Genomic DNA, 15,671 nt, shown 5'->3' on the forward strand with positions numbered 1-15,671 from the left:
GGACCCCCCGATCCACGCGGCCCCCCACATCGGGGGCGGCGCCCCGGGCCCCCCCCCCGTCCCCGGGCCACACCCCGCCCCGGCCGCGGGGGGGTGGGGGGGGCGGGGGGCCCGGCCCCCCACGGCCGTCTCGCGTCCGGTGCGGCGGGTCAGTACGCCGCGGGCGATGATCGGCGGAGCCGGCGGGCGGCCGGGCGGACGAGCAGCGAGAGCAGCACCGCCGCCACCGCGACGGCGCCGACGAGGGTGGCGAGGAAGTGGCCGGGACCGAGGGCCCCGTGGGTGACGAGCGCGCCGAAGACGGCGCCGAGCGCACCGGTCGGGAGGACGGTCCTCCGGGCGGGGAGGCGGTCGGGCAGGCGGTGCACGGCGGCCCAGGCCAGGGCCAGTCCGAGCAGGGCGGATCCGAGGGCTTCCAGGAACACGGTGGATCACCTCGCGAGGGGTGCGGGGCGGGCGGTGCGGTCAAGGCCCCTTCTACCCAGGGCCATCGGAACGCAACCCTCCCCACACCCCGGTGAGGCGCCCGCCCCCGGGTCCCGGAGCACGGGCCCGGCGGCCCCGGAGCACGTACGGGAGGACCCCCCGCACGCCACCCGGACGGCCGCACGCCCGCAGCCGCGCGGGGTGACGTGCGGGCCTTGCGTGGGGGCTTGGGCGCGGATGGGGAAGCCCCGGCCGTGCGGGTGGACGCTCGGGCCCCGTGTGTGGGCGTCCGGGACCGCGCGGGTGGGGATCCGGGCGGACGCGAGGAGGCCCGGAGGGACGGTGTCCCTCCGGGCCTCCTCGTGCGGGAGCCGCGGCTCAGAGCGTGCCGAAGCCCACCCGGCGCACCGCGGTCTCGCCGAGCTCCACGTACGCGATCTTGTCCGACGGAACGAGGACCCGGCGGCCCTTCTCGTCCTCAAGGCTGAGCAGCGGTGCCTTGCCGGACAGCGCGTCGGCGACGGCGCGCTCCACGTCCTCGGCGGACTGCCCGCTCTCCAGAACGATCTCCCGGGGTGCGTGCTGCACGCCGATCTTGACCTCCACGGCTATGTCCCTCCGAACGGTCAGCCATGCGCGATGAACCCGCGCCGTACGCTGCACACATTAGCCCGGTGAGGGGACGCGCACGGCTCAGCCGCCGCACGCCAGGAGCGAACAGGGAGCGGGAACAAAGCCCGCGACCGGCCCGCCGCCCGCCCGGGTCAGTGGCCTTCGGCGCTCAGCTGGCCGTCGACGGGGTGCAGCGGGAAGCCCGCGATGCCGCGCCAGGCGAGCGAGGTGAGCAGCGAGACGGCCGTGTCGCGGGGGATCGGGGACTCGCTGGAGAGCCAGTAGCGGGCGACGACCTGGGAGACGCCGCCGAGGCCCACGGCGAGCAGCATCGACTCGTCGGTGGAGAGCCCGGTGTCCTCGGCGATCACCTCGGAGATCGCCTCGGCGCACTGGAGGCTGACGCGGTCCACGCGCTCGCGGACGGCCGGCTCGTTGGTGAGGTCGGACTCGAAGACGAGACGGAAGGCGCCGCCCTCGTCCTCGACGTACGCGAAGTAGGCGTCCATGGTGGCCGCGACCCGGAGCTTGTTGTCCGAGGTGGAGGCGAGGGCGGTGCGGACCGACTGGAGCAGGGACTCGCAGTGCTGGTCGAGCAGGGCCAGGTAGAGCTCCAGCTTCCCGGGGAAGTGCTGGTAGAGCACGGGCTTGCTGACGCCGGCCCGCTCGGCGATGTCGTCCATCGCCGCGGAGTGGTAGCCCTGGGCGACGAAGACCTCCTGGGCCGCGCCGAGCAGCTGGTTCCGCCGGGCACGGCGCGGCAGCCGCGTACCGCGAGGGCGTGCTGCCTCTGTCTGCTCGATGGCGCTCACGCGGCCTCCCAAGAATTCGATCCATGTGCGCTGTCGCGCCGCGCCGCCATCGTACTTTTGGGTAACCCGGCTGTGCGCGGTGCGGACGCAGAATTTCACGGACCGGACGTTGGGGTCGACAGTCGATTCAAGATTAAACCGAACAAATCAGCGGTAGTCGTCGGCGGAAGTCGCGGGATGGCCGCCGTCCCTTGTCCGCGCGGGGCGCCGACCGTGTCCGCGGTGGTCGCGGTGGTCGTCGTCCCCGGTCGCGGTGGTCCTCGTCGAGGGTCAGCGGTAGTCGTCCTCGTCGAGGGTGACCACGCGTGCCTGCTCGGAGGCGTCGCCCTCGTCCGCCGCCTCGTGGTCGATGTCGCCGAGCGGTTCGTCCTCCCTCGGACGCAGTTCCGTGTGCTGCTCGGCCGCGTCGGCCTCCGGGACTTCCTCGTCGAGCACGGCGTCCTCTTCCTCGGGGAACGTGTCCGGCTCGGACGGATCGACAGTCATGCGATTCCTTCCCGTCCTCCCCGTGCGCGGGCGGGCGTCCGCGCGGATGGCCCTCCCTACGAGCGTAGGAGCCCCGGCGTCCCCCCGCACCCGAGCCGCCCCCGCCCGGGTCCGGGCGCTCCCCTCCCCGACGCCGGCGCCCGTGCTCCCCGTGACGAACGGACCCCCGGCCGGACGCCACGCGCGCCTGTGACCGCTCCCACACCCGAGCCCGCGTGATCGTCTCGTAATATTGCGGCCATGTCCTCGACCGAGCTGCCGGAATCCCGGACCGCCGCCGACACCGCTCAGCCGGCACCGCGTCCGCGCGCCGTCCGGGTCGCCGACGGCGAGGAGCTCCGCTCCGTCGCGCTCCCCGGACTCACCCTCACCGTGCGCGCCCGGCCCGGCTCCCGCCCCGGTCTGCCGCCCGCCCTGTACGTGCACGGCCTCGGCGGTTCCTCCCTGAACTGGTCCGCCCTGATGCCGCTGCTCGCCGACCTCGTCGACGGCGAGGCCGTCGACCTGCCCGGCTTCGGCGACTCCCCGCCGCCCGACGACGGCAACTACTCGGTCACCGGACACGCCCGCGCCGTCATCCGGCTGCTCGACGCCGCCGGGCGCGGCCCGGTCCACCTCTTCGGCAACTCGCTGGGCGGCGCCGTCGTCACCCGGGTCGCCGCCGTCCGGCCCGACCTGGTCCGCACCCTGACCCTGATCTCGCCGGCCCTCCCCGAGCTGCGCGCCCAGCGCACCGCCTGGCCGACGGCGCTGCTCGCCGTGCCCGGCGTCGCCGGGCTCTTCGCGCGCGTCTCCCGGGACTGGACCGCCGAGCAGCGCGTGCGGGGCGTCCTCGCGCTCTGTTACGGGGACCCCGGCCGGGTCACCGACGAGGGGATCCGGCACGCCGTCGAGGAGATGGAGCGCCGGCTGGAACTCCCTTATTTCTGGGACGTGATGGCCAGGTCCTCGCGCGGGATCGTCGACGCCTATACGCTCGGCGGCCAGCACGGTCTGTGGCGGCAGGCGGAGCGGGTGCTCGCTCCGACCCTGCTCGTCTACGGCGGCCGTGACCGGCTCGTCTCGTACCGGATGGCCCGCAGGGCCGCCGCCGCCTTCCGGGGCTCGCGGCTGCTGAGCCTGCCCGACGCCGGTCACGTGGCGATGATGGAGTACCCCGAGACGGTCGCCGCGGCCGCGCGGGAGCTGATCGCGGACCACGACGCACGGCACGACGGGAGCTGAACCCGGGGTGGGACGACATAGTCGCAAGGGGGCCGTGCCCCCGGCGGGCGACACCGGGCGCGGCCCGGCACGGGACGGCGGGCGCGCACCGGCGGCCGAGACCGGACGCACGCCGGTCGTGGACAGCGGGGCGGGCACAGGCCGCCGCCGCAGGGCCGCGGGCGCCGGCCAGGAGGAGTACGGCACGCCCCCGGGCACCGCACGCGGCCACGGCACCTTCCACGGCCACGGCACGCCCGCGCAGGGGACCCCGGCGTACGGGGCGCCCGCGCAGGGCGGTACCGGTCCCGGCCCCGGCCCCGGCCCCGGCCCCGGCTTCCGTACCGGCGGCCCGGCCCACGGGAGCCCCACCCACGGAACCCACGGGCACGGGACCCCGGCTCACGGCACTCCCGTGTACGGGACCCCTGCCCACGGCACCCCGATGTACGGGACTCCCTCTCACGGCACTCCGGCTCACGGAACCCACGGGCACGGGACCCCTGCCCACGGCACTCCTGCCCACGGGACCCCGGCTCACGGGACCCCGCATCACGGGACCCCGGCTCACGGCACGCCCGTCCACCGGGCCCCGGGTCCCGACACCCCCGCCCACGGCGCCCCGCACACGCCCGCCCACGGCATTCCCGTGCGCGGGGGGCATCCCGCGCACGAAGAGGGCGGGACGGTCGCGCCCGAGCGTTACGGGCCCGCCACGGGGGGCGCGGCCCGGCTCCCCGGTCCCCGCAGGGCCGCCGCGGCTCCGCCGGACGGGCCCGACGCGCCCGGGACCGACGCCGGGGACGAGGCGTCGGGCAAGGGCGGCAAGGGGCGGGCGCTCACCGGGATCGCCGCCGCCGCCGTCACGACCTGCCTCGCCATCGTCGTCGCCGGCCAGGTCGCCGACCGCGAGGACGACGCCCCGGCCGTCCGCGCCGCGCAGCAGCCCGCCGAGCGGACCTCGGAGGACTCCGCCTCCCGCTCCGACGAGCGGCCGAAGCCGGCGAGCCCGGCCCCCGTCAAGCGGCAGCCGGCGCCCACGTACGAGCAGTTGATGACCCGCCAGTTCCCGATCGATCCGAAGCTCGCCGGCCCCGGCGACTTCGAGGCGGTGCCCGGACTCGACAAGGCGCCGGGCAAGGGGCAGAAATACCGCTACCGGGTGGACGTCGAGAAGGGCCTCGGGCTCGACGCCAAGCTCTTCGCCCGGGCCGTCCAGCAGACCCTGAACGACAAGCGCAGCTGGGCCGGCCAGGGCGCGATGACCTTCGAGCGGATCTCCACCGGGAAGCCCGACTTCGTCGTCACCCTCGCGAGCCCCGGCACCACGGGCACGTGGTGCGCCAAGTCCGGCCTGGACACCACCGTCGACAACGTCTCCTGCGACTCGGCCTCCACCGAGCGCGTGATGATCAACGCCTTCCGCTGGGCGCAGGGCTCCGAGACCTTCGGGCCGAAGGCGATGCACGCCTACCGGCAGATGCTCATCAACCACGAGGTCGGACACCGGCTCGGCCACAACCATGTGACGTGCCGTACGCCGGGCGCCCTGGCGCCGGTGATGCAGCAGCAGACCAAGTCCCTGGAGATCGACGGCATCGGATGCCGTCCGAACCCCTGGGTGTATCCCGGGAGTTGAGCCGGAAGGTCGGCGAGGTGAGGGGGCCCGGGCGCTCGCGGGCATTCCGGTGCCGGCGTTTCCGCCGCTGACGCCTTCCGGCGCATTCCCGCCCGGGAACCCTCGGCCGGGAGCGCGCCGGCGGCCGTTCCTCCATTCCGGCCGTGACCGCATTCCCGAGGGCGCGGCCCTCCCCGTGTTCTCCCCGCCCGGTGTTCGCTCCTCGCGGTGTTCTCTCGTCCCGTGATTTCCTCGCGGCCGCGGAATTCCCTTTTCCCTTGCCGCGGTTCACGCGAGAGGTTCCGCCCTCGGCCCCGCCCTCGCCGGGGCCCGCCGCGCCGTCGCGGTCCGACGCTCCGTCACCCCTCCGGGGCGTACCGCGACCGAACGCGACCGGAGTGGGAAAGTTACGTGCATTCACCCCTTCCGGTGGTGCGGCGGACAACCGTCCGTCGCGCCACCGCTCCCTGCGCTTACGTTCTACCCGCTGCGGGAATCCCGCCGTGGGAATCCCGCCGAGCAGCGCGCGCCATCGACGGGACCGGTGGGCGCCGTCGAAAAGGACCGGGGGTGTGTGCTCGTGCGGATCGGACTGCTCACGGAGGGTGGCCTCCCGTGCGCCACCGGTGACACCGGAGCGTGGTGGCGGCGGCTCGTCCACGGCCTCGCCCCCCACGACTTCGACCTGTACGCCGTCGGCGGCCCCCTCCCCGCCGGCCCGCTCCCGCCCCACCTGCGCCCCGTCCCCGCCACCGGCGAGGGCGCCCTCCCCGCCGGACCGCCCGAGCGCGCCGGCCGCCGCGCCTACGGCCGCCGCGACCGCCGCCGCTTCGCCGAGGGCTTCCACGCCCTCGCCACCGGCCTCACCGCCGAGACCGACCCCGCGCACCCGGCCGGCGAGGCCGCCGCCGACTCCTTCGCCACCGGCCTCGGCACCCTCGCCGACCTCGCCCGCGACAGCGGCGGACTGCCCGGCGCGCTCCGCTCCGACGACGCCGTCCGCCTCCTGGAGACCGCCTGCCGCGCCCCCGGCGCCCGCCGCGCCGCCGCGGCGGCGGGACTGCGCGACCACCTCGCCCTCGCCGACCACCTGGAGCGGGCCCTGCGCCCCCTCTCCCTCGACTGGTACGACGAGACCGCCCTCGGCGCCGCCGACCTCTGCCACGCCACCGCGGGCGGGCCCGTCGCGCTCCCGGGCCTGCTGGCCAAACGCTTCTTCGGCACCCCGCTCCTCGTCACCGAGTACGGCGTCGGCCTCCGCTCCCACTACCTCGCCCGGCCCGGCACGGACACCCCCGCCGCCTCCACCGCGCTGCGCACCCTGCTCGCCGCGCTCCACGGCCGCCTCGCCGGCGAGACGTACCGCCAGGCCGCCCTCCTCACCCCCGGCAACGCCCACACCCGCCGCTGGCAGGAGCGGCTCGGTGCCGACCGGGACCGGGTCCGCACCGTCCACCCCGGCATGCCCGCCGAGCGGTTCACCGAGGTCGGCGAGGACGAGGAGAGCGGCGAGCCCGACACCCTCGTGTGGATCGGCCGGGTGGAGCCCGCCAAGGACCTCGTCGCCCTCCTCCACGCCTTCGCCGAACTCCGCGCCCGCCGGCCCGGCACCCGGCTGAGGATCGTCTCCGTCCCCGCCGACGCGGGCGCCCCCGAGGAGTCCGCCGAACCCTGCGCCTACCTCGCCCAGTGCGCCGCGCTCGCCGCCCAGCTCTTCCCCGACGAGGCCGCCGGCGCCCACGCCGTGGGCGAGAACCCCGTCTCCTTCGAGGAATTGGGCGGACCCGAGGCACCCACCCTGGAGGACGTCTACGCCTCCGCCGCCGTCGTCGTCCTCTCCAGCACCGTCGAGGGCTTCCCCGCCAGCCTCGTCGAGGCCATGTTCTGCGCCCGCGCCACCGTCTCCACCGACGTCGGCGCGGTCGTCGAGATCATCGGCGGCACCGGGCTCGTCGTCCCCCCGCGCAACCCCCGCGCGCTCGCCGACGCCTGCCACGCGCTGCTGAGCGACCCCGGGCGCCGGTACCGGCTCGGCGCGGCGGCCCGCGCCCGGGCGCTGGAGCTCTTCACCGTCGACCAGAACCTCGCCGCGTTCCGCGGCATCTACCTGGAACTCCTCTCCCACGCGCCGGTCCGCCACCGCGCCGGGTCCGACGTGCCCTTCGCCCACCCCGCCGAGGCGCACCTCCCCGGCAGCTGGGCGCCGAAGGCCGTCGCCGCGGGGACGGGGGCCCCCGATGCCTGAAGGAGGCACACCCATGCGCGGCCCCGCCGCCCCGACGAGCCCCGGAGCCTGGGACGCCCGGTCCGAGGCCCTCCTCGGCACCCCCGCGGTGGACGCGGAGCCCGCGCCGCCCGCCATAGCCCCGGGGCCCGCCGGCCCGCACCCCGCCCCCGCTCTCGACCCCGCCCTCGACCTCGGCCTCGATCTCGGCCTCGACCTCCAGGCGGACCCGTCGCCCGCGCGCCCGGACCCCGCCCCCGGCCCGTCCGCCCTGGACGACCTCCTCTCCGCCTTCGGCCCGCCCCGGCCGTCCTCCCACGCGCGCGTGGCCGAGGAACCGGCGGCACCGTCCGAGCCGGAGGCTCCGGAGGCGCCGTCGGAACCGGAGCCCGAGCCCGTGGCCGAGACCGTGCCGGAGCCCGTGGTCGAGACCGAGAGCGTGCCGGAGCCCGTGGCCGAGACCGTGCCGGTTCCGGGGTTGGAGGTTGAGCCGGAGCCGGAGCCGGAGCCTGAGTCGGAGCCCGTGGCCGAGGTCGGGCGCGAGGGCGAACCCGCGCCGGGGGCGCCCGGTTCCGGACCCGCGCCCACCTCCGTAACCGAGCCCACCCCCGTAGCCGAGCCCGATCCCGTACCCCCACCCCCCGCCGACCCCGTCGGAGAGGCCGTCGCGCCCGGGCCGGGGGCCGCCTGGGGGGAGCCGCCCGCGCCCGTCGCGCCGGCCCCCGCCCCGGCCGGCCCCGCCGGCAAGGCGCGCCGTGCCGGGGACCCCGTCAAGGTGCTCATGCACCGGCACCGGGAGCTGTGCGCCCGCGCCGTCGACCCGCTGGAGATCGCCGCCGGGCTCGAAGCGCAGGGCTTCACCGACCGGACCGCCGCCCGCTACCGGCACCGCGACGTCTTCTCCCTCGCCGAGGAGCTGTACGCGCGCGTGCCCCGCGGCCACCAGGAACCCGCGCCACCACCGGACGCGCCCGCGCCCCGTACCCCGTGGGCGCTCGCCGCGCTCGCCCCCGGAGCCGCGGCCGCTCTCCTGGTGCCCGCCCTGCTCCACCTCGACGGCGCCGCCCGGGTCGCCGCCGGAACGGCCGGGGCGCTCGGGCTGGCCGCCGCGCTCGTCCTCGCCGTCCGGCGCGGCCCGCTGCGCGCCGCCGCCCCCGCGCCCGCCGCCCGGCTCTGGACCCTGTGGCTCCTCGCCTACGCCGTCGCCGGTGACGGCCTCCTGGAGCAGGTGCTCGCCGGCGGACCCGACGGCGCGTGGCCGCTGCGCCCCGCCCCGCTCCTCGGCCTCGCGCTCGCCGTCGCGCCCGCCGCCTGGTGCGCCCACCTCTTCGCCGCCCGTGCCCGGCGGCGCATCGCCGACAGCCGGGGGCTCGCCGACTTCGCCGCCGGCACGCGCGCGTGGCTCCTGGGCGCCGTCCTCCTCCATCTCGCCGCCCTCACCGCCCTGCTGGCGCTCACCGGCCTCACCGCCGGCGCCCTCGCCCTCGGCGCCCTGCTCCTCCTCGCCCGGCTGCTCACCGTCCACGGACACCCCGAGACCGCCGCCGCCACCCTCGCCGCCGCCTGCGCCGCCGAAGCCCTCGGCCTCGCGAGCGTGCTGGCCGCCCGGCTCCCGCTCCCCGGCTTCGACGCGCTCGACCTCCCCGTGCGCACCGCCGTCGACGCCTGGGGCGCGGGCGCCCTCCCCGCGCTCGTCTGCGGCGCCGCCGCGCTCGGCCTGCTGGCCCACGCGACCGGCGCCCTCACCCGGGCCTCGGCCCACACCACCCCCTGACCCCGGGGCACCCGCGGAGCCGACGCCGCGGGCGCCCGGCCCCCGACTCACCACCCTCAAGGAGAACCCAGACCATGACCCGTCACTCCCCAGCACCGGCCGGTCGGCACGAAGGGGCCGCACGATGAGGGTGCTACTGCTCGGAGCCAACGGCTTCATCGGCCGGTTCGTCGCCGACCGGCTGCTCGCCGACCCGGCGGTCCACCTCACCGCCCTCGGCCGCGGCGACGACGCCGACGTCCGCTTCGACCTCGCCACCGGCAGCCCCGGCGCGCTCACCCGCTTCCTGGACGCCGTCCATCCCGGCGTGGTCGTCAACTGCGCGGGCGCCACCCGCGGCGGCGCCCGCGACCTCACCCGGCACAACACCGTCGCCGTCGCCACCGTCTGCGAGGCCCTGCGCCGCAGCGGCTGCGGCGCCCGGCTCGTGCAGGTCGGCTGCGCCTCCGAGTACGGGCCCAGCCAGCCCGGCTCCTCCACCGCCGAGGACGCCGTGCCGCGCCCCGGAGGCCCGTACGGGGTCTCCAAGCTCGCCGCCACCGAACTCGTCCTCGGCTCCGGGCTCGACGCGGTCGTCCTGCGGGTCTTCTCCCCGGTCGGCCCCGGCACCCCCGCCGGCTCGCCGCTCGGGCGGCTGGCCGAGGCGATGCGCCGCGCGATGCAGGCCGGGGACGGCGAGCTCAAGCTCAGCGGCCTCGGCGTGCAGCGGGACTTCGTCGACGTCCGGGACGTGGCCCGCGCCGTGCACGCCGCTTCCCTCTCCGCCGCCCAGGGCGTCGTCAACATCGGTACGGGACGGGCCGTCCGGCTCCGGGACGCCGCCGCCGTCCTCGCCCGCGTCGCCGGCTACGCGGGCAACCTCCACGAGGTGGACGCCCCGCACGGCATCCCGCAGCGGCCCGTCATCGGCGCCCCCCGCACCGAGGCGACCATCGCCGAACAGCTGGCCTCCGCCCCCTTCCCGTACCCCGACGGCTGCGGCCCCTGGCAGCAGGCCGACGTCCGCACCGCCCGGGACCGGCTCGGCTGGCGCCCCCGCATCAACCTGGAGGAGTCGCTCGCCGACATCTGGATGGAGGCGGCGTGTCGCATCTGACCGCCACCGGCACCGTCCGGGCGCTCGGCGTCGGCGCCCCCGGCTACGCCCACCCGCTGCTCGCCCCGGTCGAATGGGCCGAACTGACCCGCCCCGGCACCCCCGTGCACTGGGCGGTGCTCAACGTCGCCGACGGCCCGGGCTCCCGCCCCGACCCGCACTGCCTGGAGACCGCGGGACGGCTGCGGCACGCGCGCGTGCGGGTGCTCGGGCACCTGGACCTCGCGCACGGTTCGCGCCCCTTCGGCGAGCTGGTCTCGCAGGCCCAGCGGTACGTCGACTGGTACCGGGTCGGCGGCTTCTATCTGGACCGCTGTCCCACGGACCGGACCGACCTGCCCGGAGTGAGGAGGGTCACCAGCACCCTGTCGGCCCTCCTCGGCGGCGACGCCCACCTCGTCCTGGGCCAGGGCAGCCATCCGTACCCCGGCTACGCGGAGGCGGCGGACCAGCTGGTCACCTTCTCCGGCGCCTGGGCGGACTACCGCTGGTCGCAGGTGGCGGAGTGGACCGCGGAGTACCCGGAGGGGAAGTTCGCGCACTTCGTCCACGGGGTGCCGCGCACCCACCTCGACGAGGCGCTGCGGATCGCCCGCTGGCAGGGCGCGGGCACGATCTTCTTCACCGACCGCGCCGCCGGCGGGGGCGTGGGAGGGGGTGCGGGACAAACCGCGCCATTCCACTCGCTGCCCGGCTACTGGGACGAAATCGTCTCGCGTATCGGACAGGGAGTCTCGGAATGAAATAGGGCGTGGCAGGGTTACGAGGGAAGAACGATGCCTGTCCCCTCCCCGCGCGAGCGGGGATGACCCTGGAGTCCCCGTGTCGCTGCCACCCTTGGTCGAGCCGGCCGCCGAGCTCACCGTTGACGAGGTCCGTCGGTACTCCCGCCACCTGATCATCCCGGATGTCGGGATGGACGGCCAGAAGCGCCTGAAGAACGCCAAGGTGCTCTGCGTGGGCGCCGGCGGCCTCGGCTCGCCGGCCCTCATGTACCTGGCCGCGGCCGGTGTCGGCACGCTCGGCATCGTGGAGTTCGACGAGGTCGACGAGTCGAACCTGCAGCGCCAGATCATCCACAGCCAGGCGGACATCGGCCGCTCCAAGGCCGAGTCGGCGCGCGACAGCGTGCTCGGCATCAACCCCTACGTCAACGTGATCCTTCACGAGGAGCGGCTCGAGGCCGACAACGTGATGGAGATCTTCGGCCAGTACGACCTGATCGTCGACGGCACGGACAACTTCGCCACCCGCTACCTGGTGAACGACGCCTGCGTGCTGCTGAACAAGCCGTACGTCTGGGGCTCGATCTACCGGTTCGACGGCCAGGCGTCCGTCTTCTGGTCCGAGTACGGCCCCTGCTACCGCTGCCTCTACCCGGAGCCCCCGCCGCCGGGCATGGTCCCCTCCTGCGCCGAGGGCGGAGTCCTGGGCGTGCTCTGCGCGTCCATCGGCTCCATCCAGGTCACCGAGGCCATCAAGGTCCTCGCCGGCGTCGGCGAGCCGCTCGTCGGCCGCCTGATGATCTACGACGCCCTGGAGATGCAGTACCGCCAGGTGAAGGTCCGCAAGGACCCGAACTGCGCGGTCTGCGGCGAGAACCCGACCGTCACCGAGCTCATCGACTACGAGGCGTTCTGCGGCGTCGTGTCCGAGGAGGCCCAGGAGGCGGCGCTCGGCTCCACGATCACTCCGAAGCAGCTCAAGGAGTGGATCGACGAGGGCGAGAACATCGACATCATCGACGTCCGCGAGCCGAACGAGTACGAGATCGTCTCGATCCCCGGCGCCCGTCTGATCCCGAAGAACGAGTTCCTGATGGGCACCGCCCTCCAGGACCTCCCGCAGGACAAGCGGATCGTCTTGCACTGCAAGACGGGTGTCCGCAGTGCGGAAGTCCTCGCCGTGCTCAAGTCCGCGGGCTTCGCGGACGCGGTGCACGTCGGCGGCGGCGTGATCGGCTGGGTCCACCAGATCGAGCCCGAGAAGCCCGTCTACTAGTCGGTGCGACGCGCCAGGCCCCGGACCGGGTGACAGTCCGGGGCCTCCGCGCGTCCTGCTACCCGCAGGTGGTGCCGTACGCGGGCACCTTCCCGTCGAGCAGGTACGCGTCGACCGTCCGCGTCACACACGCCGAGGTGCCGTACGCGCCGTGCCCCTCGCCCTTGTTGGTCACCAGGATCCCGACGCCCTCGCCGAGCTCCTCCGCCATCCGCTCCGCGCCCTCGTACGGGGTCGCCGGGTCGCCCGTCGTGCCCACCACGAGCACCGGGGCCGCGCCGGGCGCCGACGCCGCCGGGGTGCTCGCCTCGCCCGCCACCGGCCAGTCGGCGCACCAGCCGGCCGTGTCCCAGGCGAGGAAGGCGCCGAAGACGGGGGAGAGCCGGCGGAACTCCGGCAGCAGCGCCTTCGCGTCGGCCGCCGTCGGGCGCTCGCTGGAGTCGGCGCAGGATATCGCCCGCTGGGAATGCGACTGGGTCGAGTAACGGCCCTGCTCGTCCCGGTCGTTGTAGGCGTCGGCGAGCCGCAGCAGCGGGCCGCCGTCGCCGGCCTCGGCCGCCTCCAGCGCCCCGGTGAGCAGCGGCCAGGTGGACTCCGCGTAGAGGGTGACCGCGATGCCGGTGATCGCCAGCCCCTCGGTGAGCCGCCGGTCGCCGGCCTCCAGGGGGCGCCGGTCGAGCTCCGCCAGCAGCCGGGTGATCCGCGCGGTGCCGGCCTTCGACGACTGCCCGGTGCTCTTCAGGTAGTTGTCCAGGGCCCGCTGGAAGCCGACCGTCTGGTGCCGGGCGTGGCCCGCGGTGTCGCTGGTCGGGTCGACGACCGCGTCCAGGACCAGCCGGCCCACGTCGCGGGGGAAGAGGTGGGCGTAGGCACCGCCGAGCTGCGTGCCGTACGAGATGCCGAAATAGTGCAGCTTGTCGTCGCCGAGGACCCGCCGGATCAGGTCGAGGTCGCGGGCGGTGGCCGACGTGGTGGTGTACGGGATCACCGCGCCGGACCGGCGGGCGCAGCCGGCCCCGAACCCGGCCGCGTCCTTCAGGAAGGCGGCCTCCTCGGCGGGGGTGTCCGGGGTGGAGTCGACGCGGGTCTCGGCCGCCGCCTGCTCGGCGTCGGTGCGGCAGACGACGCCGGAGCTGCGGCCCACCCCGCGCGGGTCGAAGCCCACGAGGTCGTAGCGCTCGTTCAGCGCCCCGTACTCCCCGGACAGCTGCGGCAGGATGTCCACCCCGGAGGCGCCGGGCCCGCCGAAGTTGAAGAGCAGCGAACCGATCCGCTCCTTCCGGTCGGTCGCCTCCTTGCGGATCAGCGCGACGGGCAGCGTGGCACCCGACGGCTTCGCGTGGTCCAGCGGCACCTTCACGGTGGCGCACCGCCAGTCGGCGCCGGCCCCGTCCCCTTCGCACGGCTTCCAGTCGGGCCGCTGGCCGGTGAGGGAGGCGGGGAGGGGAGCACCGGACGCGGGCGTGGGTGCGGGCTTCGCGTCGGAGGCGGGTGTGGAGGCGGGTGCGGGGGCGGGGGATCCCGTGCTCGTACAGCCGGTGACCAGGAGTCCCCCGACGGCGAGGGCCGTCAGGTGCCGGCGTATGCGCATGGGAGACCCCCTGGGATCGAGACGGGTCTCGTCATCCTAGGGGGGCTCCGTTCCGCGCCCTCGGGGGCGGGGCTACTTGCAGACGGTGCCGGAGGCGGGGACCTTGCCGTCGAGGAGGTAGCCGTCGACGGCCTTCTTCACGCAGGCGTTCCCGCCGTTGTACGCGCCGTGGCCCTCGCCCTCGTACGTGAGCTCCACGCCGACGCCCTTGCCGAGCGCCTGCACCATCGCGCGGGCGCCCTCGTACGGGGTGGCCGGGTCGCCGGTGTTGCCGATGACGAGGATCGGCGCGGCGCCGGGCGCGGACACGTCCGGGTGGTCCCAGGCGCCCGGCACCGGCCACTGCGAGCAGCTCGACAGCGCCCAGCCCATGAAGTCGCCGAAGACGGGGGACGCCTCGCGGAACTGCGGCAGCCGCTCCTTGGCCTGGCCGAGGGTGTAGCGCTCCTTGAAGTCGACGCAGTTGATGGCGGCGTTGGCGGCCTGGATGTTGCTGTAACTGCCGTTCTCGCCGCGCCCGTTCATGGAGTCGGAGAGGGCGAGGAGCAGGGCGCCGTCACCGGCGTCGGCGGCTTCCAGGCCCTGCTCCAGGTAGGGCCAGAACTCCTTCGAGTACAGGGCCTGGGCGATGCCGTTGGTGGCCTGGGTCTGGGTCAGCTTCCGGCTGCCGATGCCGGTGATCGGCTTCTCGTCGAGCGAGGTGAGGAGATCGGTGACGCCCTCCTCGATCTCCGCGACCGTCGAGCCGGGCAGGGCGCACTCGTCACCCCGGTCCACACAGTCCTGCGCGAAGTTGTCCAGCGCCAGCTGGAAGCCCTTCGCCTGGCCCAGCGCGCCGTCCTCGACGCCCGCGTCCGGATCGACGACCGCGTCGAAGACGGCCCGGCCGACCCGCTCAGGGAAGAGGTGGGCGTAGACGCCGCCGAGCTCCGTGCCGTACGAGATGCCGAAGTAGTGCAGCTTGTCGTCGCCGAGGACCTGGCGCAGCAGGTCCATGTCGCGGGCCGCGTTCTCCGTGCCGACGTACGGCAGGACCGGGCCGGCGTCCTTCTCGCAGCCCGCCGCGTACGTCTTCTGCGCGTCGGACAGGGTCCGCTCCTCCGCCAGGTCGTCCGGGGTGAAGTCCATCGCGTAGTACGCGTCCAGCTCCTTGTCGGTCATGCACTCCACCGGCTCGCTGCGGCCGACGCCGCGCGGGTCGAAGGAGACCAGGTCGTAGCGGGAGCGGAGGGTCTCGTACTCGTTGGCGAACCCCGGCAGGGCGGTGACGCCGGAGCCGCCCGGGCCGCCGAAGTTGAAGACGAGGGAGCCGATGCGGCGGGCGTTGTCCCTCGCCCGGGCCCTGATCAGCGCCAGCTCGATCGTCTCGCCGTCCGGCTTCGACCAGTCGAGCGGGGTCGTCAGGAACGCGCACTCCCAGGGCTCGCCGCCCGGCAGCGGCGACGGCGCCGCGCCGCCGCCCTCCGCCGGGGACGGCGGCGGGCACGTGTCCCACTCCAGCTGCTGCTCCGTCAGCGCCGACAGGCCGCCGGTGCCGGTGGGGGCGGAGGCCGCGGGGGTGTCGCCGCCGGTGTCGTCCGAGCAGCCGGCCGTCAGGCAGAGGACGGCGGAGGCGGTGAGGAGGGCGGCGGCGCGCTGGGCGGCGGAGATCGGCATGCCCTCATGCTCGTCCCCGCCGCCCGCGCCCGCCCGTGACGCACGGCCAACCGGGTGCCGCCGCGCCGCCGCTCCGCTGTGCGCTGCGCCGCCGTTCCGTTGTGGGCAATCGTTCCGCTGGGGCGGAACGGGTGGGCACAACGGAACGGCACCGTTCGCGGGTGCCTCCGCT

Annotated in this window: 13 protein-coding genes; 7 read left to right on the forward strand and 6 right to left on the reverse strand. The window is 75.5% G+C overall.

Going from position 1 to position 15,671, the window contains the following annotated elements; all coding sequences use genetic code 11:
- Window positions 1–149: 149 nt before the first annotated feature.
- The 4 genes from ACIGHB_RS16420 to ACIGHB_RS16435 form a co-directional block, all read right to left on the reverse strand.
- A complete protein-coding gene (locus tag ACIGHB_RS16420; RefSeq protein WP_360313460.1) occupies window positions 150–425 on the reverse strand; it encodes a hypothetical protein in 276 nt (91 codons plus the stop codon).
- A 379-nt stretch (window positions 426–804) separates the two neighbouring features.
- Window positions 805–1,032 (reverse strand): DUF3107 domain-containing protein, encoded by a 228-nt coding sequence (locus ACIGHB_RS16425; RefSeq protein WP_030747376.1) that lies wholly within the window; start codon window positions 1,030–1,032, stop codon window positions 805–807.
- 158 nt (window positions 1,033–1,190) lie between these two features.
- Entirely contained in the window at window positions 1,191–1,850 is a 660-nt protein-coding gene (locus ACIGHB_RS16430; RefSeq protein WP_388871926.1) for a TetR/AcrR family transcriptional regulator, read from the reverse strand.
- Window positions 1,851–2,120: 270 nt separating this feature from the next.
- Entirely contained in the window at window positions 2,121–2,336 is a 216-nt protein-coding gene (locus tag ACIGHB_RS16435; RefSeq protein ID WP_360313465.1) for a hypothetical protein, read from the reverse strand.
- A 240-nt stretch (window positions 2,337–2,576) separates the two neighbouring features.
- Between ACIGHB_RS16435 and ACIGHB_RS16440 the strand changes: the two genes are divergently transcribed.
- The 7 genes from ACIGHB_RS16440 (at window position 2,577) to moeZ (ending at window position 12,252) form a co-directional block, all read left to right on the forward strand.
- The gene (locus ACIGHB_RS16440) at window positions 2,577–3,560 is read left to right on the forward strand and encodes an alpha/beta hydrolase (RefSeq protein WP_360313467.1); all 984 of its coding nucleotides are present in this window, start codon (window positions 2,577–2,579) and stop codon (window positions 3,558–3,560) included.
- A 628-nt stretch (window positions 3,561–4,188) separates the two neighbouring features.
- Window positions 4,189–5,178 carry a DUF3152 domain-containing protein gene (locus ACIGHB_RS16445; RefSeq protein ID WP_399913655.1) on the forward strand — a complete coding sequence of 330 codons (990 nt, stop codon included), beginning with the start codon at window positions 4,189–4,191 and terminating at the stop codon, window positions 5,176–5,178.
- Between the two features lie 559 nt (window positions 5,179–5,737).
- Complete coding sequence (locus tag ACIGHB_RS16450; protein ID WP_360313525.1) at window positions 5,738–7,402, forward strand: glycosyltransferase; 1,665 nt, start codon at window positions 5,738–5,740, stop codon at window positions 7,400–7,402.
- Window positions 7,403–7,415: 13 nt separating this feature from the next.
- Complete coding sequence (locus tag ACIGHB_RS16455; protein ID WP_399913658.1) at window positions 7,416–9,155, forward strand: hypothetical protein; 1,740 nt, start codon at window positions 7,416–7,418, stop codon at window positions 9,153–9,155.
- 124 nt (window positions 9,156–9,279) lie between these two features.
- The gene (locus ACIGHB_RS16460) at window positions 9,280–10,251 is read left to right on the forward strand and encodes an NAD-dependent epimerase/dehydratase family protein (RefSeq protein ID WP_360313473.1); all 972 of its coding nucleotides are present in this window, start codon (window positions 9,280–9,282) and stop codon (window positions 10,249–10,251) included.
- Window positions 10,239–10,994 carry a spherulation-specific family 4 protein gene (locus tag ACIGHB_RS16465; RefSeq protein WP_360313475.1) on the forward strand — a complete coding sequence of 252 codons (756 nt, stop codon included), beginning with the start codon at window positions 10,239–10,241 and terminating at the stop codon, window positions 10,992–10,994. The genes ACIGHB_RS16460 and ACIGHB_RS16465 overlap by 13 nt, the downstream gene beginning before the upstream one ends.
- A gap of 79 nt (window positions 10,995–11,073) precedes the next feature.
- On the forward strand, window positions 11,074–12,252 hold the full coding sequence (gene moeZ / locus ACIGHB_RS16470; RefSeq protein ID WP_360313477.1) for an adenylyltransferase/sulfurtransferase MoeZ: 1,179 nt from the start codon (window positions 11,074–11,076) through the stop codon (window positions 12,250–12,252).
- 58 nt (window positions 12,253–12,310) lie between these two features.
- Here moeZ and ACIGHB_RS16475 read toward each other — a convergent pair whose 3' ends face one another.
- Together ACIGHB_RS16475 and ACIGHB_RS16480 are read right to left on the reverse strand one after the other, a co-directional pair.
- The gene (locus tag ACIGHB_RS16475) at window positions 12,311–13,843 is read right to left on the reverse strand and encodes an alpha/beta hydrolase (protein WP_399913664.1); all 1,533 of its coding nucleotides are present in this window, start codon (window positions 13,841–13,843) and stop codon (window positions 12,311–12,313) included.
- 72 nt (window positions 13,844–13,915) lie between these two features.
- Window positions 13,916–15,499, reverse strand: a complete 1,584-nt coding sequence (locus tag ACIGHB_RS16480) for an alpha/beta hydrolase (protein ID WP_360313481.1) — start codon at window positions 15,497–15,499, stop codon at window positions 13,916–13,918.
- Window positions 15,500–15,671: the final 172 nt, after the last annotated feature.

Source organism: Streptomyces sp. NPDC085460, from assembly GCF_044541975.1.
Classification (GTDB): Bacteria; Actinomycetota; Actinomycetes; order Streptomycetales; family Streptomycetaceae; genus Streptomyces.